19 protein-coding genes are annotated in these 23,563 nt (G+C 73.5%); 9 read left to right on the top strand and 10 right to left on the bottom strand.

Annotated elements, in window-relative coordinates:
- Positions 1–127 precede the first annotated feature (127 nt).
- Positions 128–358 carry a hypothetical protein gene (locus AB0P06_RS16185; RefSeq protein WP_363607906.1) on the bottom strand — a complete coding sequence of 77 codons (231 nt, stop codon included), beginning with the start codon at positions 356–358 and terminating at the stop codon, positions 128–130.
- Between the two features lie 498 nt (positions 359–856).
- On the opposite strand from AB0P06_RS16185, the gene AB0P06_RS16180 reads away from it, so the two are divergent.
- A complete protein-coding gene (locus tag AB0P06_RS16180; protein ID WP_363607905.1) occupies positions 857–1,240 on the top strand; it encodes a cold-shock protein in 384 nt (127 codons plus the stop codon).
- Positions 1,241–1,310: 70 nt separating this feature from the next.
- On the opposite strand, the gene AB0P06_RS16175 is transcribed toward AB0P06_RS16180, so the two are convergent.
- The 4 genes from AB0P06_RS16175 to AB0P06_RS16160 form a co-directional block, all read right to left on the bottom strand.
- Complete coding sequence (locus tag AB0P06_RS16175; RefSeq protein WP_363607904.1) at positions 1,311–2,174, bottom strand: 1,4-dihydroxy-6-naphthoate synthase; 864 nt, start codon at positions 2,172–2,174, stop codon at positions 1,311–1,313.
- Positions 2,167–2,916, bottom strand: coding sequence for a futalosine hydrolase (locus tag AB0P06_RS16170; RefSeq protein ID WP_363607903.1), 750 nt, complete (start codon positions 2,914–2,916; stop codon positions 2,167–2,169). Before AB0P06_RS16170 ends, AB0P06_RS16175 begins: the two co-directional genes overlap by 8 nt.
- Before the next feature lie 10 nt (positions 2,917–2,926).
- Entirely contained in the window at positions 2,927–3,460 is a 534-nt protein-coding gene (locus AB0P06_RS16165) for a hypothetical protein (protein ID WP_363607902.1), read from the bottom strand.
- Between the two features lie 82 nt (positions 3,461–3,542).
- Positions 3,543–4,862 carry an MFS transporter gene (locus AB0P06_RS16160; protein WP_363607914.1) on the bottom strand — a complete coding sequence of 440 codons (1,320 nt, stop codon included), beginning with the start codon at positions 4,860–4,862 and terminating at the stop codon, positions 3,543–3,545.
- A 593-nt stretch (positions 4,863–5,455) separates the two neighbouring features.
- Here AB0P06_RS16160 and AB0P06_RS16155 point away from each other — a divergent pair.
- Positions 5,456–6,337 (top strand): DUF3027 domain-containing protein, encoded by an 882-nt coding sequence (locus tag AB0P06_RS16155; protein ID WP_363607913.1) that lies wholly within the window; start codon positions 5,456–5,458, stop codon positions 6,335–6,337.
- 184 nt (positions 6,338–6,521) lie between these two features.
- Positions 6,522–9,836 carry a molecular chaperone Hsp90 gene (locus AB0P06_RS16150; RefSeq protein ID WP_363607901.1) on the top strand — a complete coding sequence of 1,105 codons (3,315 nt, stop codon included), beginning with the start codon at positions 6,522–6,524 and terminating at the stop codon, positions 9,834–9,836.
- Between the two features lie 72 nt (positions 9,837–9,908).
- On the opposite strand, the gene AB0P06_RS16145 is transcribed toward AB0P06_RS16150, so the two are convergent.
- Genes AB0P06_RS16145 through AB0P06_RS16135 form a run of 3 tightly spaced genes read right to left on the bottom strand, consistent with a single transcriptional unit; the run spans position 9,909 to position 13,123 of the window.
- Entirely contained in the window at positions 9,909–10,151 is a 243-nt protein-coding gene (locus tag AB0P06_RS16145; protein ID WP_363607900.1) for a hypothetical protein, read from the bottom strand.
- Between the two features lie 28 nt (positions 10,152–10,179).
- Entirely contained in the window at positions 10,180–12,759 is a 2,580-nt protein-coding gene (locus AB0P06_RS16140) for an HAD-IC family P-type ATPase (RefSeq protein WP_363607899.1), read from the bottom strand.
- A 52-nt stretch (positions 12,760–12,811) separates the two neighbouring features.
- Positions 12,812–13,123 (bottom strand): DUF2530 domain-containing protein, encoded by a 312-nt coding sequence (locus tag AB0P06_RS16135; protein ID WP_363607898.1) that lies wholly within the window; start codon positions 13,121–13,123, stop codon positions 12,812–12,814.
- Between the two features lie 226 nt (positions 13,124–13,349).
- Here AB0P06_RS16135 and AB0P06_RS16130 point away from each other — a divergent pair, with 226 nt between their 5' ends.
- Positions 13,350–14,810: an NCS2 family permease gene (locus tag AB0P06_RS16130; protein WP_363607897.1), complete on the top strand. Its 1,461-nt coding sequence runs from the start codon at positions 13,350–13,352 to the stop codon at positions 14,808–14,810.
- Positions 14,811–14,905: 95 nt separating this feature from the next.
- Here AB0P06_RS16130 and AB0P06_RS16125 read toward each other — a convergent pair whose 3' ends face one another.
- Positions 14,906–16,081 (bottom strand): pyridoxal-phosphate dependent enzyme, encoded by a 1,176-nt coding sequence (locus AB0P06_RS16125; protein WP_363607896.1) that lies wholly within the window; start codon positions 16,079–16,081, stop codon positions 14,906–14,908.
- Positions 16,082–16,498: 417 nt separating this feature from the next.
- Between AB0P06_RS16125 and AB0P06_RS16120 the strand changes: the two genes are divergently transcribed.
- From AB0P06_RS16120 to AB0P06_RS16110, 3 genes are all read left to right on the top strand, one after another.
- Positions 16,499–17,851 carry a hypothetical protein gene (locus AB0P06_RS16120; RefSeq protein ID WP_363607895.1) on the top strand — a complete coding sequence of 451 codons (1,353 nt, stop codon included), beginning with the start codon at positions 16,499–16,501 and terminating at the stop codon, positions 17,849–17,851.
- A gap of 117 nt (positions 17,852–17,968) precedes the next feature.
- Complete coding sequence (locus AB0P06_RS16115) at positions 17,969–18,892, top strand: DUF4231 domain-containing protein (protein ID WP_363607894.1); 924 nt, start codon at positions 17,969–17,971, stop codon at positions 18,890–18,892.
- 195 nt (positions 18,893–19,087) lie between these two features.
- On the top strand, positions 19,088–20,800 hold the full coding sequence (locus AB0P06_RS16110; protein WP_363607893.1) for a hydrogenase maturation protein: 1,713 nt from the start codon (positions 19,088–19,090) through the stop codon (positions 20,798–20,800).
- Between the two features lie 115 nt (positions 20,801–20,915).
- Here the strand turns inward: AB0P06_RS16110 and AB0P06_RS16105 are convergent, their stop codons facing one another.
- The gene (locus AB0P06_RS16105) at positions 20,916–21,311 is read right to left on the bottom strand and encodes a VOC family protein (protein WP_363607892.1); all 396 of its coding nucleotides are present in this window, start codon (positions 21,309–21,311) and stop codon (positions 20,916–20,918) included.
- Positions 21,312–21,463: 152 nt separating this feature from the next.
- On the opposite strand from AB0P06_RS16105, the gene AB0P06_RS16100 reads away from it, so the two are divergent.
- Both AB0P06_RS16100 and AB0P06_RS16095 read left to right on the top strand, forming a co-directional pair.
- Positions 21,464–21,898 carry a MarR family transcriptional regulator gene (locus AB0P06_RS16100; protein WP_363607891.1) on the top strand — a complete coding sequence of 145 codons (435 nt, stop codon included), beginning with the start codon at positions 21,464–21,466 and terminating at the stop codon, positions 21,896–21,898.
- Positions 21,899–22,020: 122 nt separating this feature from the next.
- Positions 22,021–23,523 carry an MFS transporter gene (locus AB0P06_RS16095; protein WP_363607890.1) on the top strand — a complete coding sequence of 501 codons (1,503 nt, stop codon included), beginning with the start codon at positions 22,021–22,023 and terminating at the stop codon, positions 23,521–23,523.
- The last annotated feature ends 40 nt before the right edge of the window (positions 23,524–23,563 follow it).

Here is a 23,563-nt window from a genome sequence, read left to right as displayed (position 1 = left end):
GGCCCTCGGCATGCCCAACATCCGACGGCAGCCCCGCGACCTTCGACACAGGGATCACCCCAGATCAGCCGACGCGAACCGAAACACGGAGGCTAGCGCCAGGGCCGGAGCGGGTGCCGCCGGGCGGTCAGGCCCCGACCCGGCGGCGCTGGGCGCGGGCCGAGAGCAGCAGGCCGGCCAGGGCGAGCAGGAAGCCCAGCGGCATCAGCATGCTCAGCCAGTACGCGGCCGTCGGCAGCGGGGTGAGGTGCAGGAACAGCGGGACGAAGGTGACCAGGGTGGCGAGCGCGCCCAGCCCGAAGACGATCGCTCCGGCCTTGACGTAGGCGTCGCCGTGGTCGGCGCTCTGGCTGCTCACTCTGGTCGCTCCTCTGCGGTCGGTCCTTCCCCCAGTCTGGCAGAGCGCCCGGACCGGTCGGTCGGAGCGTCCGGTCCGACCCGGCAGGGCGTCCGGTCCGACCGGCCCGCGGACCGCTTCGCGGACGGGCGGTCCGGTCACGTTGTGCAGTTTCCCGGCAGCTGGGAGTTTTGATCCCTGTTGAGCGGGGGTATGCAGGCTGTGCCGAGGGGTGCGACAAGTGCGCCCCGTCTCCTCAGACCGGGGGTGTGAGCCAGTGGACTGCGCCGCGTCGCGCCCCGGCCATGCCAGTACCGGGTCACCCGTGGCCGTCAGAGCCCCGCACGGATCTTTCGCGGAACGCGGATGAGGCAGTGACGGACCGTTAGTCTGCTTTCTACAGCGTGCTGACCACGAGCGCCCACCGGGCGTGCACGGAAGGTCGGCCCGCCCTCCCACCACCCAGTGATCCCCGGCCAGGGCCGGGATCCCTCACACCCACATCGAGGACTGTTCGAGATGCCCACCGGCCAGGTCAAGTGGTTCAACGAGACGAAGGGCTTCGGCTTCCTGTCGCGCGACGACGGCGGCGACGTCTTCGTCCACACCAAGGCGCTGCCCGCCGGTGTCACCGCGCTGAAGCCGGGCCAGCGGGTCGAGTTCGGCGTGGTCGCGGGCCACCGGGGCGACCAGGCGATGGCCGTGCAGCTGCTGGACGCACTGCCGTCGGTGGCCGCCGCCCAGCGCAAGAGCGCCGACGACATGGCGCCGATCGTCCAGGACCTGATCACCACGCTGGACGCGGTGCTGCCAGGCCTCCAGCACGGCCGTTACCCGGCCAAGCCGACCGGCCAGAAGCTGGCCGGCCTGCTGCGCGCGGTGGCGGACCAGTTCGACGTGTAGCCCCGCCCGGGCGCCCGGCTGGTCGGGCGCCCGGTCCGTCGGGCGTCGGAGCGGTCGGGCGTCGGACCGCTCAGAAGTCGAGCGCGCCCGGGGCGAGCGGGGGCACCAGCCCCTCGGCGGCGGCCCGGGTGAGCAGTGCGCGCACGGCCGCGTAACCCTCCTCGCCGAGGTCCGCGGTGAACTCGTTCACGTACAGCCCGATGTGCTGCTCCGCGACGGCCGGGTCCATCTCCTGCGCGTGCGCCAGCACGTACTCCCGGCCGGCCCGCGGGTCCGCCCAGGCCTGCCGGACGGAAGCGCGGATCGCCTCGCCGATCGCCCGCAGCCGCTCGGCGCCGAGCGAGCGCCGGGCGATGATCGCGCCGAGCGGGATCGGCAGGCCGGTCTCCCGCTCCCAGGCCTCGCCCATGTCGGCGAGGCTGTGCAACCCGTACTGCCGGTACGTGAAGCGGGCCTCGTGGATCACCAGGCCGGCGTCCACCCGGCCGTCCCGGACGGCGGGCATGATCTCGTGGAACGGCAGGACGACGATCTTCCCGAGCCCGCCGGGCACCGCCCTGGCCGCCCAGAGCCGGAACAGCAGGTAGGCGGTGGAGCGTTCGGAGGGCACCGCGACGGTCCGGCCGCTGAGGTCCGCCGGCTCCGGGGTCTCGCCGGCGGGGCCGGGGCGGGTGAGCACCAGGGGCCCGCAGCCCCGGCCGAGCGCGCCGCCGCAGGGCAGCAGGGTGTACTCGTCCAGCACCCAGGGCAGCGCGCCGTAGCTGATCTTGAGGACGTCCAGCTCGCCGCGTTCGGCGAGGCCGTTGGTGATGTCGATGTCCGCGAAGGTGACCTCGGGGGCCTCCGCGCCCGGCACCAGGCCGTGGGCCCAGGCGTGGAAGACGAAGGTGTCGTTCGGGCAGGGCGAGTAGGCGATGCTCAGCCGTTCAGCCACGGCCGGCCTCCTTGAGCAGCTCGGGGTACGGGAGTTCGGCGAAGGCCCGTTCCAGCGCGGCCAGCGCCTCGCCGATCCGCCAGGCGGCCCGGTCGCGCGGGCCCACCGGGTTGGAGACGGTGCGCAGTTCGAACACCGGCACCCCGTGCCGGGCGGCCGCCTCGGCCACCCCGAAGCCCTCCATCGCCTCGGCCACCGCGCGGGGGTGGCGGGCGGTCAGGGCCGCGGCGCGGTCGGCGCCGCCGGTCACCGTGGAGACGGTGAGCACGGTGCCGGTGACGGCCCCCAGTGCCTCGGCGGCGCGGGCCACGGCGGCGGCGGGCGGGGTGTGCCGGACGGTGCCGAAGCCCAGTTCGGTGACGTCGGCGAAGCCCTCGGGGGTCTCGGCGCCCAGGTCGGCGGCGACGATCGCGTCGGCGACCACGGTGGCGCCCACCGGCGCGTGCGGGGCGAAACCGCCGCCGATGCCGGCCGAGACGGCCAGCCCGTAGCGGCGGGCGCCGAGCGCGGCGGACGCGGCCGAGGCGGCGGCGGCCGGGCCGACCCCGCCCGCCAGGACGTCCACCGTCACGCCCGAGGAGTGCTCGGCGCGGTGCAGTTCACCGCCCGGTACCGGCAGCGGGCGGGCGGTACCGGCCAGGCCGCGCAGCACCGCCTCCGCCTCGGCCGGCACCGCGACGACGACGAGCAGCCGGGCCCGCTCGGGGCTCGACCGCTCGTCGGGGAAGGCGTGTGCGGTCATCGGGTGACCGTCAGGCGTCCTTGGTGTTCAGCTGGAAGTACCAGACGCCGTAGATGGCGTCGGGCTGCTTCGGGTCGGCCTCGACCACGGTGATCAGGGTCTTGCCGGAGGCGTTCAGCGCCTTGGAGGCCGGCACCATGCCCGAGAAGGTCGAGCCCTTGGCCGAGGAGGCCAGGATGAAGCGGCCGCCCTGGCTCGTCTGGCCGCCGTTGGTGTTCGCCCACCAGCCGCGGTCGGAGACGGTCGGGGTCACGCCGACGCCGATCCGGTCGCTGGCGACCACGTCGGACTTGGGGAGCCTGCCCTCGTCCAGGGCCTTGCTCGCCTTGTCCTGGCAGTCCTCCTGCTGCTGGTCCGTGAGCGGCTTGCCGTCGTTGAAGCAGAACGGCTCCGCCTCGGTCGAGGAGGTACCGACGGTGAGGGTCGCGCGGTGGTCGCTGGGCGCGGTCTGGCCCGTCGCGTAGGCGATGGACCCGCCGACCGTGCCGGCGCCGATCACGACGACGGCGCCGACGGCGGCGATGACACGGGTGCTGAGGCTCATGCGTCAGAGGCTACCGGGCTTTGCCGGTCACGCTACGCGGGGGTCGGCAACCGCGTGTTGTACCCGGGCGGGGGAGCCCCGCTCAGGCGACCCGGGGCGTGGCCGCCCGGTGGCGCAGCCCCACCTTGAACAGGCTGCGGACCGTCCAGAGCAGCACCACGCCGACCACCCCGGCGGCCACCGAGAGCCCCAGCGCGCCGTCCAGCGGCAGCAGGATGCCGACCGCGCCGCCGGCCACCCAGGACAGCTGGAGCAGTGTCTCCGAGCGGGCGAAGGCCGAGGTCCGCACCGCCTCCGGGACGTCCCGCTGGATCAGCGCGTCCAGCGCCAGCTTGCCCAGCGAGGCCGCCACCCCGGCCGCCCCGGCGACCACCACCACCGTCACCACGCCGTACCAGAGCGCGGCCGCGGCCGTCGCGCAGGTCGCCAGCAGGATCATCGCGGTGATCGTCGCCTCGGTGCCCCGGGTGCGCAGCCACGAACCCAGCACCGAGCCCAGCGCGTTGCCCGTCCCTGCCGCCAGCGCCACCAGGCCGAGCGCCAGGGTCGGCCGCAGGCCGCCGACCGGATCGTCACGGAGCAGGAACGCCAGGAACATCACCAGGAAGCCGACCAGCCAGCGCAGCGCCGACATCGCCCGCAGCGCGAGGATCACCGACGGGCCGACCGTGCGCAGGGTGGCCTTCGGCGGCTGTACGGCGGCGGCCCCGCCGTCGGCGGGCGGCAGGGTGCCCCCGGGTGCCTCGGCGTGCAGGACGGCGCGCTGCTCGCCCTTGGCGGAGTCCACCGCGTGCGGCAGGTGGAAGGCCATCAGGGTGCCGATCACGAAGACCAGGAAGGCGCCGCGCAGCGGCCAGCCCGGGCCGATCAGATGAAGCAGCCCGCCCACCCCCGCCGCGACGCCGGTGGCCAGCAGCCCGGCCAGGGTGACCCGGGAGTTGGCCTTCACGAGCGACAGCCGGCTCGGCAGCAGCCGGGGCACCACGACGCTGCGCACCACCCCGTACGCCTTGGACGCCACCAGGACGCCCAGCGCCTCCGGGTAGAGGGCCAGCCCACCGCCCGCCATCGTGCTCGCCATCGTCCACGCCAGCACCGCGCGGGCCAGCATCGACATCGCCATCGCGGCCCGGCGGCCGTGCGGCAGCCGGTCCAGCAGCGGGCCGATCACCGGGGCCAGGACGGCGAACGGCGCCATGGTGATCAGGAGGTAGAGCGCCACCCGGCCACGGGCCTCGCCGGTCGGCACGGAGAAGAAGATGGTGGACGCCAGCGCGACGGTGATCAGCATGTCGCCGAAGGAGTTCAGCGCGTGCAGTTCGATCAGTTTGGCCAGGCCCGACTCGCCGGCGCCCTCGGCGGAGGTCGCCTTGCGGATCCGGCGGCCGGTGCCGTGCACCACCCGCCCGGTCTGGACGCCGGCGGCGGAGGCGGAGCGGACCAGGAAGTTGCGGCGGGGTCCCTCGGTCGCGTCGGCCCCGTCGGCCTCGTCGGTCCCGTCCGGCGCGGCGGGATCCGCCGGATCCGCGGGAGAGCCCGCAGGGCGCCGGCCGGGTGTGGGCGCCCCGGATGCGCCCACTGGCGGCGGTTCACCCGCGCCGAGGGCCGAAGACTGCTGTCGCGGCACGGCGTCCGCCTCGTCGGGGCTGCCTGCCTGCGAGGGGCGCAGTGCGTGCTGCGACGGGTGTTCGTCCGCCACAAGCCCATCCTGCCCCAGAATCGGGAACGCAACGCGGGATTCCGCTCCGCTCGGCGCGGCCCGATCGGCCCCGGCGGACGCCCCGGACTGTGCCGGGTGGCCGCCCGGCGGGTAGCCTGCCCAAGGTCCGCCCGAAGGCCCCGCCGGTGCCGGCCGGACGGACGGGCGGCGCGGCCGGTACCCGCAGCGGCCCGTGGTCGCGCAGAATGGACGAGGGACACCAAGCCGCGACGGACCATGCAACACGCCGTGGGCAACAGAAGAACTGGGAGAGAATCGACGCCGTGAGTGCTGCGATGCGAAGCCGTACCCCCGATCGGCTCTGTGCCGAGGCCGTCGAACTCGCCCGGCAGGCAGCGGACGAGGCCGTCGGACCGGAAACCGTAGGGGCGCACCTCGGTGTCCAGGCGGACGCCGACCGCGTCGTCACCCACACCTTCGAGTGCCTCGACGCCGCCTACCGAGGCTGGCACTGGGCCGTCACCGTGGCCCGCGCCCCGCGCGCCAAGAACGTCACCCTGGACGAGGTCGTGCTGCTGCCCGGTCCGGACGCCGTCCTCGCACCGCAGTGGGTGCCGTGGAGCGAGCGGCTGCGCCCCGGCGACATGGGCCCGGGCGACCTGCTCCCCACCGACGCCGACGACCTGCGCCTGGAGCCGGGCTGGACCGGCGAGGACGAACTGGCGCCGAACTCCGCGGTCGCGCTGGCGGCCGAGGAGGACGTGGTCGTCACCGACCCGCACATCCAGCCCGCCCCGGCCCGCGCCCAGATCAGCGCCGTCGCCGAGGAGCTCGGCCTGGGCCGCAGCCGGGTGCTCTCCCGGCTCGGCCTGCACCTCGCCGCCGACCGCTGGGAGAAGACGCACGGCGCGCAGACCCCGATGGCACAGGCCGCCCCCGCCTCCTGCAACAGCTGCGGCTTCCTGATCCCGATCGGCGGCTCGCTCGGCCAGGCCTTCGGCGTCTGCGGCAACGAGTTCGGCCCGGCCGACGGCCAGATCGTCTCCTTCGCGTACGGCTGCGGCGGGCACTCCGAGGCCGCCGTCATCCCGGCCCCGCCGGCGCCGTCCGAGCTGATCCTGGACGAGCTGGTGGTCGAGCCGCTGCAGCTCCACCCGGACCGCCTGTCGGGCTCGGTCGAGCCGGACGCCCCCGCCGAGGAGCTCGGTCACTCCTGAGCCCGTACCGCCCGCGGCCCGCCCACCCCCGAGGTGCGGCGGGCCGCGGCGTGTCCGGCCCGGCGGGTGCGGCCCGCGGGGGCGCGGCCGGTGTGCCGGAGCCCGTCGCGGTCGGGAGCACTGCCCGGGGCAGGGAAGAATGCCCCCCGTACGAAGTACAGGGCGGCGGAAGGTGGCAGGTCCAGTGGAACCTCGGATCATCGGCAGCGGCACGGGCGGACACCTCGCGGACCTCTTCGGCAGTGCCGGGCTGCGCCGCCGGGTGCTGGACGCCTGGGCCGCCTCCCCGGCCCGGTTCCGGGAGGACGCCAACGCCGAGGAGGAGCTCGCCCTCGGCGGTTACCGCGACCGGCTGGTCGTCGAGTTGGCGCAGAACGCCGCCGACGCCGCCGTCCGGGCCGGCGGCGGTCCCGGCCGGCTGCGGCTCACCTTCGCCGGTGGTGTGCTCGCCGCGGCCAACACCGGCGCCCCGCTGGACGCCGCCGCCGTCGAGTCGCTGTCCACCCTGCGCGCCTCGTCCAAGCGGGACGCGGCCGGCCCCGAGGCGCCCACCGTCGGCCGGTTCGGCGTCGGCTTCGCCGCCGTCCTCGCCGTGACCGACGAGCCCGCCGTGCTCGGCGCCGCAGGCGGGGTGCGCTGGTCGCTGGGCGAGGCCCGCGCGCTGGCCGAGGAGCAGCCCGCGCTGGCCGAGGAGCTGCGCCGCCGGGACGGCCATGTGCCGCTGCTGCGGCTGCCGTTCGCGGCCGAGGGCCCGGCCCCCGACGGATACGACACCGTGGTCGTCCTGCCGCTGCGCGACGCCGCCGCCGAGGACCTCACCCGCCGGCTGCTGGCCGGTATCGACGACGCCCTGCTGCTCACCCTCCCCGGCCTCGCCGAGGTCGTGGTGGAGACCCCGGACGGCACCCGCACGCTCACCCGCTCCGCCGCCGAGCCGCGCCCGGACGGGGTCGTCGAGGTCACCGTCACCGACGACGCCGGCGGGCGGTCCCGGCGGACCGTCTGGCAGACCGCCGGAGCCTCCGGCCCGCTGGACGCCGCGCTGCTCGCCGACCGCCCCACCGAGGAACGCGCCCGCCCGCACTGGACGGTGACCTGGGCCGTCCCGGTCGCCGCCGACGGTACGCCGCAGCCGACCGGCATCGAACCGGTGCTGCACGCCCCCACCCCCAGCGACGAGCCGCTCGGTCTGCCCGCGCTGCTGATCGCCTCCTACCCGCTGGACTCCACCCGTCGGCACGTCGCCCCCGGCCCGCTCGCCGACTTCCTCACCGAGCGCGCCGCCGACTGCTACGCCGACCTGCTGCGCGCCCGTGGCGGCGACCTGGGCTCGCTCGGCCTCGTCCCCGGCCCGCTGGGCCAGGGCGCGCTGGACAACGCGCTGCGGGCCGCCGTCCTCGGCCGGCTGCCCGGCACGCCGTTCCTGCCGCACCCGACGCCCGTCGAGGAGGGCACGCCCGCGCTGCGCCCCCGGGACGCCACGCTGCTGGAGGGCGCGGACGGTTCGGTGGTCGAGGCGCTGGCGCCGATCTTCCCCGGGCTGCTGCCGGCCGGCCTGGAGCGCCGCAGCGAGCTGCGGGTGCTGAACGTGCGCCGGGTCCCGCTCGCCGAGGTGGTCGACCAGCTCGGCGGTCTGGACCGCGAGCCCGCCTGGTGGCGCAACCTGTACGCGGCGCTCGGCGCGGCCGACCCGGAGGCGCTCGGCGCGCTGCCCGTCCCGCTCGCCGACGGGCGGACGGTCACCGGTCCGCGCCGCGTCCTGCTGCCCTCCGAGGACGCCGACTGGGCCGCCTACCCCGGCTACCCCGAGTCGCTGGCCGGCGCGCTCGCCCTGCTCGACCTGCGGCTCGCCCACCCCGAGGCGGCCCACCCGCTGCTCGCCAGGCTCGGTGCGGCCACCGCCACCCCGGCCGGCGTCCTGGACACCCCCGAGGTGCGGGCCGCCGTCGCCCGCTCCTACGAGCTGGCCGAGGACGACCTGGACGCCGCCGTGGACCTCGCCGACTCGGTGCTCGCCCTGGTCAGGGCGGCCGCCCCGGCGGCCGGGGAACACCCGTGGCTGGCCCGGCTGGCGCTGCTGGACGACGAGGGCGAGCCGGCCCGCGCGGGCGAGCTGATCCTGCCCGACAGCCCGTTCGCGGCCCTCGCCCGGGAGGACGAGGCCGGGTGGGTGGACGACGAGCTGCTGGACCGCTGGGGCCCCGAAGTCCTCACCGCGGTCGGCGTGCTGGCCGACTTCGTCCTGGTCAGGGCCGAGGACGTGGTGCTCGACCCGGACGACCTGGAGCGGCTCGACCCGACCGTCCCCGCCGACCGCGCCGCCGGCGGCCACCCCACCGGGCTGCTCGACGAGGCGCCCGACGGGCTGGCCGAATGGGCCGAGGACGCCCTGGAGGCGCTGCACGCCGACGACGCCGACACCGCGGGCGTCCCGCCGGTCGCCGCCGAACTGCTGGCCGTCCGCGACCTCGACCTGGTGGACGACGACGCCTGGCCGCAGGCGCTGGCCGCGCTCGCCCGGCCGCCGTACCGGGACGCGGTGGTCAACCCCGTCCGCACCCTGCTGCCGGACGGCTCCTACACCGACCTGCCGCCGTACACGGCCTGGTGGCTGCGCGACCACCCGGTGCTGGACGGCCGGGAGCCGGCCGGTCTGCGCGCGGCCGGGGCCGACCCGCTGCTGCGCGGCCTCTACGAGGAGGCCAGGACCAGCCTGGACGAGCAGTTCCTGCACGCGCTCGGCGTGCGCACCACGCTGACCGCGCTGCTGGCCGAACCGCACGGCCCGGACGAGGTGCTGGACCGGCTCGTCGACCCGGCGTCCGAGATCGGCCACCGCCAACTGCACGGTATCCACAGCGCGTTGGCCCGTGTTCCGGTCGAGCGGATCGACCCGCTGGACGTGGTGCGGGCGTTGCCGCCACTGGATCCGGACACCGGCCGCCGCCCGGCGCACACGGTGATCGTCGACGCCGCCGAGGCGGTCGTCGCCGACGCCCCCGACCTGGTCCAACTGCTGCACCCGTACCCGCTGTTGCCGGTGGCCCCGGCACTCGCGGCCGACCTCGCCGAGCGGCTGCACGTCTCGCTCGCCAGCGAGGTGGCCGGCGGCCGGGTGCTCTCCGAGGGCCGGCTGCACCGCGTTCCGGCCGTGGTCCGCGAGCTGCTGCCCGGCTGCCCGGTCGCCTACGAGGAGCACGACGAGCTGCTGGTGGTCGGCCCGGACGGCAACGAGGCGGCCGTGGAGTGGCGTTGGGACACCTCGGCGGACACCCCCGAGGCGCCGTACGACCCGGACGAGGCCGAAGCGGCGGACGAGGACGACGAGTTCGAGCTGCCGCCGGTGCCCGGGCTGCTGCACGCCGCCACTCCGGAGGGGCTGGCGGCCGGTCTGGCCTGGTCGGTCGGTCAGTGGCACCGCCGGTTCGAGGTGCTGGCCGCGCTCACCGAGCCCGACCGGGCCTACGAGCTGTCCGCCGCCCGGGACTTCGAGGGCTGACGCGGGCTCCTGGCGGTTCCTGGCGCACCGGGCCGGTCAACTGCCGCGCCGGTCGGCCTCGGTGCCCTGGCCCTACGGCCGGTCGTCTCCCGGCCCGGGGCGGCGCCGGCCGGCCCGGGGCAGCAGCCGGCGGTAGATCCCGACCGTGCTGCTCAGCCAGGCCGTCACCATCAGCACCTTGGCCGCGTCCCGCTGCCAGGGGGCCGGCTCGATCAGCGCGCCGATCCCCGCCAGCGCCAGGGCCAGCAGCCCGACCGTCAGCACTCCGCCGAGGAAGGCGGTGAACGCCTCCAGCTCCCTGCCACCGCGCGCCATTCGGCCCCCTTCCCGGGGCCATCATCCGCTATTCGGCCGACTTCCGCCGCATGATCCGCCAGACCACTTCCAGCATCAGACCGGCCGTCACGGCGATGCCGACGCCGACCAGCGGGTCGCGGGTGCCGACCAGCGAGAGCTGGAAGAAGTCCGACAGCCAGGGCACCAGCAGCACCAGGGCGAACGCCCCGCCCATCGTCCCGATCAGCAGCAGCCGCCACCAGTTGTACGGGCGGGCCACGATCGCCAGCACCCAGATCGCGACCAGGAACAGCGTCAGGGTGGCGACGCTGCTGTCGGCCTTGAGGTCGGTGGCGTGGTCGGACCGGGCCAGCGCGTACGCCGTGAAGGTCGCGGTACCGGCGATGATCCCGCCCGGGACGGCCAGCCGCAGCACCCGCTTCACAAAGCCGGTCCTGGCCCGCTCGCTGTTGGGCGCGAGCGCCAGGAAGAAGGCCGGCACGCCGATGGTGAGGGTGGAGAGCACGGTGGAGTGGCGGGGGAGGAACGGGTACGGCGAGTGGGCGCAGATCACCAGCAGGGCGAGCAGCACCGAGTACACCGTCTTCACCAGGAAGAGGCCGGCCACCCGCTCGATGTTGCCGATCACCCGGCGGCCCTCGGCGACCACCGAGGGGAGGGTGGCGAAGGAGTCGTCGAGCAGCACGATCTGGGCGACGGCCTTGGTCGCGTCGCTGCCGGTGCCCATGGCCACGCCGATGTCGGCGTCCTTGAGCGCCAGTACGTCGTTGACGCCGTCGCCGGTCATCGCCACGGTGTGCCCGCGCGACTGCAGGGCGCCGACCAGCTCGCGCTTCTGCTGCGGGGTGACCCGGCCGAAGACGGTGGTCCGCTCGGCGGCGTCGGCGAACTCCTCCGGCTCGGCGGGCAGCGTCCGGGCGTCCATCGGGTGGTCGGCGCCGGGCAGACCGAGGTGGGAGGCGACCGCGCCGACCGAGACGGCGGAGTCGCCGGAGATCACCTTGGCCTGGACCTGCTGCCCCTCGAAGTAGCGCAGGGTGTCGGCGGCGTCCTCGCGCAGCCGCTGCTGGAGCACCACCAGGGCGAGCGGCCGGAGGTCGGCGGCCGGGTCCGGGGCGTCCAGCGGGACGGTGGTGCGGCCGAGCAGCAGCACCCGCAGGCCCTTGGCGCCCAGCTCGTCCACCTCGGCGAGGGCGGGGTGCCCGGCGGGCAGCAGGACGTCGGGCGCGCCGAGCAGCCAGCTGGCCTCGCCGCCCTGCGGCTCCAGCAGCTGTACGCCGCTCCACTTGCGGGCGGAGGAGAACGGCATCGCCTCGATCACGCGCCAGCCGCCGGCCGCGGTGTTGCCGCCGGTGCCGTTTCCGTCGCCGCTGCCGTTTCCGTCGCCGCTGCCGGCGCCGTCACCGCTGCCGGCGCCGTCACCGCTGCCGTAGGCGTCGATGACGGCCTGCATGGACGGGTTGGGCCGGGCGTCGGCGCCGGCCATCACCGCGAGCGCCCGTTTGATCGTCTCCGCCTCGTCCGGGCGGTCCTGGCCGCTCCGGCCGGCCTGGTCCTCCTGGTCCTCCTGGTCCTCCTGCTCGTCCTGGCCGCCCTGGCCGTCGGCCAGGACGCGCAGGTCGATGACGTCCATGCCGCCCTCGGTGAGGGTGCCGGTCTTGTCCAGACAGACGGTGTCCACCCGGGCCAGCCCCTCGATCGCGGGCAGCTCCTGCACCAGGCACTGCTTGCGGCCGAGCCGGACGACCCCGATCGCGAAGGCGACGGAGGTCAGCAGGACCAGTCCCTCGGGCACCATCGGCACGATGCCGGCCACCATCCGGCGAACGGCCTCCCGCCAGTCGCGCCCCTCGACCGCCAGCTGGCTGATGATCAGCCCGATCGCGGTCGGCACCAGCAGCCAGGTGATGAACCGCAGGATGCTGTTGATACCGCTGCGCAGCTCCGACTTCACCAGGGTGAACCGGCTGGCCTCCTCGGCCAGCTGCGCCGCGTACGCCGCGCGGCCGACCTTGGTGGCGGTGAAGGCGCCCGCGCCGGCCACCACGAAGCTGCCGGACATCACCTGGTCGCCGGGCTGCTTGAGGACGGAGTCGGGCTCGCCGGTGAGCAGGGACTCGTCGATCTCCAGGCCGTCGGCCTCGGTGACCTCGCCGTCGACGATCACCTTGTCGCCGATGCCGAGCAGCACGGTGTCGTCCAGCACGATCCCGCCGACGGCGATCTGCTGGACTGTGCCGTCCCGGCGGACCTGCGGTCTGGCCTCGCCGATCAGCGCGAGGCTGTCCAGGGTCTTCTTGGCGCGCAGTTCCTGGATGATCCCGATCGCCGTGTTGGCCACGATCACCAGGCCGAACAGGCCGTCCTGGAGCGGTCCGACGATCAGGATGATCCCGAACATGACGCCGATGAGCGCGTTGAACCGGGTGAAGACGTTGGCCCGGACGATCTCCCGGGTGGAACGGCTGGACCGGGCGGGCACGTCGTTGACGTCCCCCCGCGCGACCCGTTCGGCGACCTCGGCGGAGGTCAGCCCGCCTCGCCGACCGGGCAGCAGCCCGAGTGGGTGGGCGCCGTCGGGCCGGTCTCCGGGCGTCTCTTCCTCGGGATGCGCTGGGTGCGTCATGGCACCGACTCTACGGGCGCCTTATGTCCGGTGCGTGCTACTAAAGGACTATTCAGTCCGACCGGGTGGCCGGGTTCTGGCCGTTCTCCCCGTCGGCCTGTCCGGCCTCCGCCCCGGCCGCGGCGGCGCGGTCGCGGGCGATCGCGGCCCGGCGGGCGCGGCAGTACCAGAGGCCGATCAGGCCGAGGACGGCGCCGGACAGGCAGATCCACGGCCAGTTGCCGTGGCCCTGCTCGGAGAGGGTGCCCTGGAAGGGGAGCAGCACCAGGAAGGCGACGAACCACAGCACCGTGCCGCCGCCGACGATGGCGACGTCGTTGGCCTCCAGCGGCGGGGGAGAGGGGTGCAGTGGCGTCTTGGGCATGGGGCCTAGCGTACGGGGCGGCGCCCGGTTGTCCGAGACCCCGCCGGGCCCCGTCGTTCTACGCGCGAAGATAGCGCGTGTGCGATCGGGGAATTCATACTTGAGGTTCCGGTTGGCCGTGCCATGCTCAGCGCGACTGTGTCTGCGTCCGCCCCGCCGGGCCGCCCGGCCACCGTCGCTCCGGGTGTCTCCCCTCTCCTCAGCCCCCACAAGAGGACGCACGCCCATGTCAACGGCCCAGCCGACCACCGAGTCGCCCGAGCCTGCCCCCACGGTGCCCACTCCCCCGAACGGCACCCTGGACCGCTTCTTCCGCATCTCCGAGCGCGGCTCCAGCCTGCCGCGCGAGATCCGGGGCGGTGTCGCCACCTTCTTCACGATGGCGTACATCCTGGTGCTCAACCCGATCATCCTGGCGAGCGCCACGGACATGACCGGGGCCCACCTGGACAGCGCCCAGCTGGTCACCGCCACCGCGCTCACCGCCGGCCTCACCACCCTGCTGATGGGTGTGATCGGCAACGTCCCGATCGGTCTGGCGGCCGGCCTCGGCGTCAACACCATCGTGGCCCTCCAGCTCGCCCCCAAGATGACCTGGCCGGACGCCATGGGCATGGTGGTCCTGGCCGGCTTCGCGATCATGCTGCTGGTCGCCACCGGTCTGCGCGAGCGGGTCATGAACGCCGTGCCGCTCGGCCTGCGCAAGGCCATCGCGATCGGTATCGGTCTGTTCATCAGCCTGGTCGGGCTGGTCGACTCCGGCTTCGTCAGCCGCATCCCGGACGCCGCCCACACCACCGTCCCGCTCCAGCTCGGCGCCAACGGGCACCTCCTCGGCTGGCCCGTGCTGATCTTCGTGCTGGGCCTGCTGCTGACCCTGGTCCTGCTGGTCCGCAAGGTGCCCGGCGCGATCCTGATCAGCATCGTGGCGATGACCGGCCTCGCCGTGGTCATCGACAAGATCGCCGACGTCCCCGCCCTGAAGTGGGGCCTCACCGTCCCGTCCTGGCCCGGCAACCCGGTCGCCGCGCCCGACTTCGGCCTGGTCGGCAAGGTGAGCCTGTTCGGCGGCTTCGAGAAGGTCGGGGTCCTGACCGGGATCCTGTTCGTCTTCACCGTCCTGATGTCCTGCTTCTTCGACGCGATGGGCACCATCCTCGGCGTCGCCGACGAGGCCCACCTGCTGGACGAGAAGGGCGACCTGCCCGGCATCAACAAGATCCTGATGGTGGACGGCATCGCCACCGCCGCCGGCGGCGCGACCTCCTCCTCCGCCAACACCTGCTTCGTCGAGTCGACGGCGGGCGTCGGTGAGGGCGCGCGCACCGGGTTCGCGTCCATCGTCACCGGCGCGCTCTTCCTGGTCGCGCTCTTCCTCACCCCGCTCGCCACCATGGTCCCCGCCCAGGCCGCCACCCCGGCCCTGGTCACGGTCGGCTTCCTGATCCTGGCCAACTCGATCAAGGAGATCGACTGGGCCGACTACACGATCGCGATCCCGGCCTTCGTCACCATCGTGATGATGCCCTTCACCTACTCGATCACCAACGGCATCGGCTTCGGCTTCATCACCTTCTGCGTGCTGCGCCTCGCCGCCGGCCGCGGCCGGAGCGTCCCGGTGCCGCTCTACGGGGTGGCGGCGGTCTTCGCCTTCTACTACCTGATGCCGGCCCTCGGCCTGCTCTGACGCCTACGTCCTTCGTGAGCCCTCCCGCGCGTCGCGCGGGAGGGCTCACGGCGTTCGCGGTCGGCCCGAGTAGCGGTTTCCGGCGGCGGGTCGCGTCACATGTTCCAGAGGACGGTGGCCGGCCGGGGCGTGGGCTCGACGTCGACGGGCGGGTGCCAGTCGCCGGTCTTGAAGAACTCCTCGATGGTGGGGACCCAGGGCTTGTAGTCGATCCCCTTCTCCTTCAGCCAGGCGTCGTCGTAGTACTCCTTCTGGTAGCGGTCGGCGGAGTCGCACATCAGGGTGGCGACCTTTCCGCTCCGGCCGCTCTCCTGCATCGTGAGCAGGATCCGGATCGCCCCGAACAGGCCGGTGCCGGTCGACGGCCCGGCCTTGATGCCCCACCCGGCGTCGGCGGCCACCCGCATGGTCGCCACGGACGCCGCGTCGTGCACCTGGATCATCCGGTTGACCATGGGGAACAGGAACGACGGCTCGACCTCCGGCCGGCCGATCCCTTCGATCCTCGAACCCTGGTCCTTCACCGTGCGGTCGTTGTCGCGCCAGCCGCGGAAGTACGCCGAGTGGTCCGGGTCCGTGACGCAGACCCGCAGCCTGGTCTGGGCGTACCTGGCGTAGCGGCCCACCGAGGTCGCCGTGCCGCCGGTGCCCGCGCCCATGACGAACCAGTCCAGTTCCGGCACCGCGCCGAGCAGTTCCGGCGCGAGGCCGTGCTCGCCGCGCCAGTCGTAGGCCCGCTCGGCATAGGTGAACTGGTCCAGGAAGTAGCCCTTCTTCGTCACCGCCAACGCCTGGGCCTGGGCGACGATGTCGCCCTTCACCGGGACCGGGGTGCCGCCGTACTGCTTGATCAGCTCCAGCTTCTCCTTCGAGGTGCTCTCCGGCACCACCGCGTAGAACTCGATGCCGAGCTGCTGGCAGTACCACGCCTCGGAGACGGCGGTCGAGCCGCTGGACGCCTCGATCGCGGGCGTCTTGGCGGTCAGCTGCCCGCTGGCGAGGGCGTTGGTGAGCAGCGCCTCGGCGAGGCGGTGCTTGTGGCTGCCGGAGGGCTGCTCGGACTCCTTCTTGATGTGCAGCTCCAGTCCCGCGAGCTTCGGTGGCAGCGGGATCCGCTGCACCGGCGTCTTCAGGGGCTGAAGCTTCTCCCGGATCAGCTGGATGCGGGTGTCGACCCACTGGCGGTCGTCCGGGTAGACGTCCGAGATGTCGTCGTCATCGTTCTGGTCCCCCGGGGTCCCGCCCGTTGTCACGCGCTGTGCCACGCTCATCTGCGTCCTCCACCGGTCCGGCATCCACCGCCCACGGGAGAGGGCGGAATGACGCCATCCCTAGCAGTCCGGGCGTCCGTCGGGTGGGACGCGCGGGGCGGAGCCGTGCGAACATCACCTGTGCGGTGGAACGCCGGCCCGGTTCGGCGGCAACCGCGTTGACGGCCAAGGCGGTTGTCCGCCAGGCGGACCTGCCCCCGGGCAGGCGCCCTGGTGGGCCGACGCGATCGGTGGCTACATTCGGCCGTGGCAGTGCCGAAGCGGATGCTTCTTGCCTGGGGAGGCCTGATGGTGCGTGGGTGGATCCGGCGGGCGCGGCGGACGGTTGCCGTCCTCGCAGTGTTGTGCGGGGTGCCGGCGGGCTCGCCGGGGGTAGGCGAGGCGGCCGAACAGGGCGTCTTGCCCGGCCAGTTGGCGGTGAGTGCAGCCCGCACCAGCCCCGGGTCGGTCGACGCGGGAGGCGTCTACAACTACGTTCCCTCGGTGATGCAGGACGGGCTGTACCGGATGTGGTGGTGCGGGTCGGACGCGGCCCACCCGGGCGACCACATCTTCTACGCCGAGTCGTCCTCGCTGGACGGCCCGTTCCACGCCCGCGGCAGCAACGCCCCCTACCAGGTGGTCTTCTCGCCCACCGGCGGGGCGACCTTCGACGGGCAGCACACCTGCGATCCGTCGGTGCTGAGGGTCAACGGCATCTACTACCTGTACTACGGCGGCCTGCGCGGGCCGGGGGCGTCCACCGGGATCGGGGTCGCCACCAGCGCCGACGGCATCAACTGGACCAGGGCCAACGGGGGTGCGCCGATCGTCACCCCGGCCTACCGGCAGGACACCGGAAACGGCTATGGCGCCGGCCAGCCGGCCGTCTCGTACCTGGACGGGCGCTTCTACCTCATGTACACCGACACCACCGGGGCGGCCTCCTCGCCGAAGAACGGCCAGGGCTTCCCCGAAGGCGCGGGCCAGTACCTCCTGCGGTCCGCCGATCCGGGCTTCCAGTCCGGGGTGGAGGAGCTGACCGCCGGCGGATTCCAGCCCCGGACGGCGGCCAACCACACGGCGTACAACGGCATCGGCAACTACTACAGCGTCGACCTGCAGTACAGCGACGCCCTGGACTCGTGGATCGTGGCGCACTCCGACGGCCCCGACTCCAGGCTGACCTTCCTCTCGCCCGACTTCTCGTCCCGGACCTTCGCCGATGTCGCCATGCCGCGGTCCGTGGTCGAAGGGCCGGGGCTGGTCTCGCGGCCGGACCGGCACGCGGTCGCTCCGGCCGGCGGCCGATGCGGCGTCGTCCCGGTCGACATCGTCAACGCGACCGCCAACCCCGTCGCTCCGACCGGCCTCGCGCATGCGGGCGTGGACGTGTCGGCGGGTCGGTCCTGCGCATCGATGGCTCCCGGCCAGGTCGCCCGGGTGTTCGAAGGCTATGGCATCCAGGTGCCCGGTCTGCCGCTGGCGTTCATCGACGGAGGCCTGCGGCTGCAGTCCGCCGGTCTCCCGCCGATCCAGGACGTGACCAGGAACTTCGTCGTCACCACCCCCGAGGTCTTCTACAGCATCCCCTACGGGGCCTCGCTGTTCGTCGGGCAGACGGTGGTGGGTGCGCCGGGCCGGCCGGCGGCCTTCCTGCTGGACAACTCCACCAAGTGGCCGATCAGCGCCCTGAAGATCATCACCGACAACGGCTCGACGATCACCATGGTCGGTACGGCGCAGTACGACGCCTACCCGAGTGGGCCCGCCCTCTACCTGGTGCAGTAGTGGTCGCCGGGCGGGTGGGCAACTGCCGGTCGACGGGGAGTGCCAAAAAGGTCCCTGTGTAGGGAAGTTGACGGCGGGCATACTGCCTGGACGGGAGACGTGGAGGGGGCGCGGCCGATGGTGCAACAGGATCCGCCCGGGGGAGACGAGGCGAAGCTGCTGCCTGAGCTGTTCTGGACGGCCGACAAGGCGTCCCTGGACGGCCAGCGCGAGACGCTGCGCTGGTACCGGGGGCTGATCGCGATGCTGGTGGTCGCGGCGGTGGTGGGCTCGCTGCCGGGGCCCGAGCACCGGGGGGACAGCGACATCACGCCGCTCTTCTCGGTGGTGGCGTTCCTCGTCGCGGGCTACTTCTGGTCCCGGCTGCGGCGCGGCAACCCGCAGGGGCGCTGGTACGAGGCCAGGGCGGCGGCCGAGTCGGTGAAGACGCTGGCCTGGAAGTACTCGATGCGGGCGCGGCCGTTCGACGGCGAGGCGGAGTCGGCGGAGGTGGACCGCGGCTATCTGCTCCAACTGGAGGACGTGCTAAGGGCCTTCGAGGACCCGGAGATCGTGCCGCCGGGCACCGTTCCGGAGATCACCGCGGAGATGCGCCGGGTCCGGTCCGACAGCCTGATCGCACGCCGAACGCTCTATCTGCGCACCCGGGTCGAGGGCCAGCGCACCTGGTACCGCTCGCGGGCCGAGGCGTGCGAGTCACAGGCGGTGTCCTGGGGGCTGGGCATCGCCACGCTGATCATCGTCGGTGCGGCGGCGGCGATCGCGCAGGCGGTCGGTGCGCTGCCGGTGCACATCTTCGGCGCCAGCTCGGCCGCGGCCGCTGCGGTGATCGCCTGGACCCAGCTGAAGCAACTGCGTCCGCTGGCCGCCGCGTACCAACTGGCCGCGCGTGAGCTGGAGAACGTCGGCAACCAGCTCTCCGATCTCGACCTGAAGGCTCCGGAAGCCGAGGCGCGCTGGGGCCGGCTGGCCGCGGAGGCGGAGGACGCGGTCTCACGCGAGCACACCACCTGGCGGGCCCGCCGCGCCTTTCCGCGCTGAGACGGGGCGCGCGGGGCGCTTTGCGGGAACAGGGGGTCGTGAGGAGTTCAAGCAGGGTTCGCGGGCTGCCGAAAACAAGGTATGCGCGGTTCGCGAAAACCGGGCCGGACAGCGCCGACCGTAGTCGTCGGGTGTTTCCGGATCCTGGTCGCATCGCCTCCGCGCACTGACATCCGTCACTGCCTGGAGGCACCCTTGCGCATTCTCCTGATCGCCGACGCGTTCAACAGCCTGACCCAGCGGATCCACACCGAGCTCCGCGAGCGGGGCCATAAGGTCGGCGTCCAACTCGCCCTCGGTGACGATCAGATGAGGGCCTCCGTCACCTGGACCGACCCCGAGCTGATCGTCTGCCCGATGCTCACCAGGGCGATCCCGGAGGACATCTGGTCCACCCGGACCGTCCTGATCGTGCACCCCGGTCCCAAGGGCGACCGCGGTCCGTCCTCGCTCGACTGGGCGATCATCGGGGGCGCGGAGCGCTGGGGCGTGACCGTCCTCCAGGCGGTGGGGGAGATGGACGCCGGGGACATCTGGGCGTCCGTCAACTTCCAGGTGCCGGAGTGCGGAAAGAGTGAGCTGTACCGGTGCGAGGTTGCCGACGCGGCCGTGGAGGCCGTGCTGCTGGCGGTGCGGCGGTTCGAGGGCGGCCTCTTCACCCCCGAGCCGCTGGACTACGACCGGCCGGACATCCGCGGCCGGCAGCGGCCCTTCCTCACGCAGGAGATCCGCCGGATCGACTGGGCCGTCGACGACACCGACACCGTGCTGCGCAAGCTGCGTGCGGGCGACTCGCAGCCGGGCGTGCTGGACGAGCTCTACGGGCGCGAGTACTTCCTGCACGGCGGCCACCCCGAGGACCAGCTGCGCGGCAGCAGGCCCGGCGCGGTGATCGCCGTCCGGGACGGCGCGATCTGCCGCGCCACCGTGGACGGCGCGGTCTGGATCCCGCAGCTGCGTCCGCGCCGCACCCCGGGCGGGCCGGCGACCTTCACGCGGCCGGCCGCGGCCGTGCTGGCCGAGAAGCTGTACGGGGTCCGGGAGGTGCCGGTCAGCCCGGTCGACGCGGGCCGCCGGGAGACCTGGTCGGAGATCCGGTACCACGAGCAGGACGAGGTCGGGTTCCTCGAATTCTCCTTCCCCGGCGGGGCGATGAGCACCGACCAGTGCCGTCGGCTGCTCGCCGCCTACCAGGCGGCGGTGGACCGGCCGACCGCGGCGCTGGTGCTCGGTGCGGCCCGGGACTTCTTCTCCAACGGCATCCACCTCAATGTGATCGAGGGGGGCTCGTACCCGGCGCTGGAGTCCTGGGAGAACATCATCGCGATGGACGACCTGGTCGAGGCCGTGCTCACCACCACCGACAAGCTGACCGTCTCGGCGCTGTCCGGGAACGCGGCCGCGGGCGGGGCGATGCTGGCCATCGCCGCCGACGAGGTCTGGTGCCGCGAGTCGGTGGTGCTCAACCCGCACTACCGGCTGCTCGGCCTGCACGGCTCCGAGTACTGGACGTACACGCTGCCACGCCGGGTCGGCGCCGAACAGGCGGAGCGGCTGACCTCGGCCGCCCTGCCGGTCGGCGCGGTGCGGGCGAGAAGGCTGGGACTGGTGGACCGGACCTTCGGCGGTGACGCGGCGGAGTTCCGCCGCTGGGTGACCCGGGAGGCGTCCCGGCTGGCCGGTGCGCCGGAACTGGCCGGCCGGCTGCTGGAGAAGAAGCGCCGCCGGACCGAGGACGAGGACGTCAAGCCGCTGGCCCAGTACCGGGCGGAGGAGCTCCGGCGGATGCACCGCAATTTCTTCCGGGACGGGGAGCCGTACCACGAGCTGCGACGCGGCTTCGTGCACAAGGTCACCCCGCTCCGGACGCCGGAGCGCCTGGTGGGGCTGTTGGGACGCGCGGACTGACCGGGCGGCGAGGGCGCCGCACCGTGGGCCGACGGTGCGGCGCCCTCACCGTCGGCGCGACACATGGCGCGGCACACGGCGCGCCACGCGGGGATGGGGCGCCCGCGTCGTGGCGTCACTCCAATGGCGCTAGGCCGAACGGGTGGCCGGCCGGATCGATCAGCACCTTCAGCGTGCGGCCGTGCTGGTACCGCGGCTCGGTCGCGCCGAGGGCGAGCGCGCGGACGGTGGCCTGCTCCAGGTCGTCGACGTAGAAGTCCAGATGGAAGTGCTTGCCGCCGTCCGGCTCGGTCCACTGCTCCGGCCGGTACCCCCGCACCCGGCCGAACCCCAGCGGACTGCCGCCCTCGGGGTTGTCCAGGATGGCGAAGTTCTCGTCCACGTGCCGGGTCTCCCACCCGAGCAGCTCGCCGTAGAACGCGGCCAGCGCGACCGGGTCGGCGCAGTCGATGGTGACCATGGCGAGGCGGGCGAAGCCGGTGTCGTTCTGCTCGGCGGCGGCGTCGGACATTTCTGGTCGGCCCTTCTGCTGAGGGGTGGTGCAGATCGGATCACGACCAGCATCGCGCTCACGGTGCCGCTCGGCGCGGTCAGGAGGTGGGGATGGTGCCGCGCGGGGGAACGTATTTTCCTTAGCGAGAGTAATGACGTAGGCTAAAGAACATGCCCGAGATGTCCGAGCAGGACCTCGCAGCGATCAGTCAGCTGCGATCGTCCACCATGCGCCTCTCCCGTCGTCTGCGTCACCAGCGTGTCGAGGAGTCGCTCAGCCCTACCGAGATGGGGGTGCTGGGCACCCTCGCGCGATGCGGCAAGGCCACGCCGGGTGAGCTCGCCCGGAAGGAGCACGTGCAGCCGCCCTCGATGACCAGGATCGTCGCGATGCTGGAGGAGAAGGGCCTGGTGCGGCGGGAGCCGCACCCCGAGGACCGCCGGCAGGTGGTCGTCAGCAGCACCGAGCAGGCCGAGGTGATCCTGGCGGAGAGCCGCCGGCGTCGCAACGCCTGGCTCGCCGAGCTCGCCGAGGGGCTCGACGAGGACGAGTGGGCCGCCCTCCGGCAGGCCGCGCCCGTGCTCTACAAGCTCGCACACCTGTAGGCATATCCGTTCCGGTCAGCCGCCGGAGGGCAAAGGAGTACCGCATCACCGCAGGACCGATCACTGACACCAGGAGCGCGACGACCACCCCACGGGTCGTCGCGCCGCGAGGGGAGACCAACGTGACACCGCCGGCCGCAGCCAGCGCCGCCGCCATCCGCACCGACGACCCGACCACCGACCCCGCCGCGGCCACCGCCGCGGCCGCCGATTCCCCGGCACCCGCCCCGACGGGGCTGCCCGGCAACGGCGACGACGACCCCGACGAACGCACCGCGGCGGCCACCCCCGCCGCTTCCGTCCCGCCCGCCGCCCGCTTCACCCGGCCCGGGGGGATGTTCTCCTCGCTGCGCGTCCGCAACTACCGCTACTACTTCGCCGGCCAGGTGGTCTCCAACACCGGGACCTGGATGCAGCGGATCGCCCAGGACTGGCTGGTCCTCAGCCTCACCGGCAGCCCGTTCGCCGTCGGTATCACCACCGCCATGCAGTTCCTGCCGATGCTGCTGCTCGGCCTCTTCGGCGGTGTGCTCGCCGACCGGATGCCCAAGCGCCGGCTGCTGATCTGCACCCAGGGCGCGATGGGCCTGCTCGCCGCGGGCCTCGCCGTCCTGACCATCGGCGGCGTGGTGACGCCGTACTACGTGTACGTGTTCGCGCTGCTGCTCGGCCTGGTCACGGTGGTGGACAACCCGACCCGGCAGGCCTTCGTCTCCGAGATGGTCGGTCCGAAGGACCTCGCCAACGCGGTCAGCCTGAACGCCGCCAACTTCCAGACCGCCCGGCTGGTCGGCCCCGCCGTCGCGGGCCTGCTGATCGCCGCGGTCGGCAGCGGCTGGGCGTTCGCGGTGAACGCGCTCTCGTTCGCCGCCGTGATCGGCGGGCTGCTCGCGATGCGGCAGAGCGAACTGCGCCCGATCGAGCCGATCGCCCGCCAGAAGGGGCAGTTGCGCGAAGGGCTGCGCTATGTGAAGGAGCGGCCCGAACTGCTCTGGCCGATGGTGCTGGCCGGGTTCATCGGCACCTTCGGGTTCAACTTCCCGACGCTGCTCTCCGGTTTCGCCTACGACACCTTCAAGGTGGGTGCCGGGCAGTACGGCCTGCTGAACACCGCGATGGCGGTCGGCTCGCTGGCCGGCGCGCTGCTGGCGGCCCGCCGGGGCGTGCCGCGGCTGCGCCGGCTGGTGGCCGCGGCGCTGGCCTTCGGGATGCTGGAGGTGGTGGCCGCCTTCGCGCCCGGCTACTGGACCTTCGCGGTGCTGCTGACCCTGATCGGGGTGTTCGGCCTGAGCTTCAACACCTCGGTCAACGCCACGCTGCAGCTGGCCACCGATCCCGAGATGCGGGGCCGGGTGATGGGTCTGCTGGTGCTGGTGTTCACCGGCGGCACCCCGATCGGCGCGCCGGTCGTCGGCTGGGTGACGGCCTCGTACGGGCCCCGGCTCGGGCTGCTGGCCTGCGGCGCGGTCTCGGCGCTGGCGGCCGTCACGGTCGGCCTGGTGCTGGCCCGCAGTGCGGACCTGAGGGTGCGGGTGGACCTGCACCCGGGACGCGGTGGCCGGGTGGTCGCCTTCGTGCCGCGGACCACCGCGCCCGCCAGGTCGGAGCTCGCCGCCGCCTGCTGATGACGCGTCAGTCGCCGGATGCGCCTCGCGCGCCCGGTGG

Origin of the sequence: Kitasatospora sp. NPDC088351 (assembly GCF_040685575.1) — a bacterium.
Classification (GTDB): Bacteria; Actinomycetota; Actinomycetes; order Streptomycetales; family Streptomycetaceae; genus Kitasatospora.
This window is presented reverse-complemented; position numbering and strand designations above follow the sequence as displayed.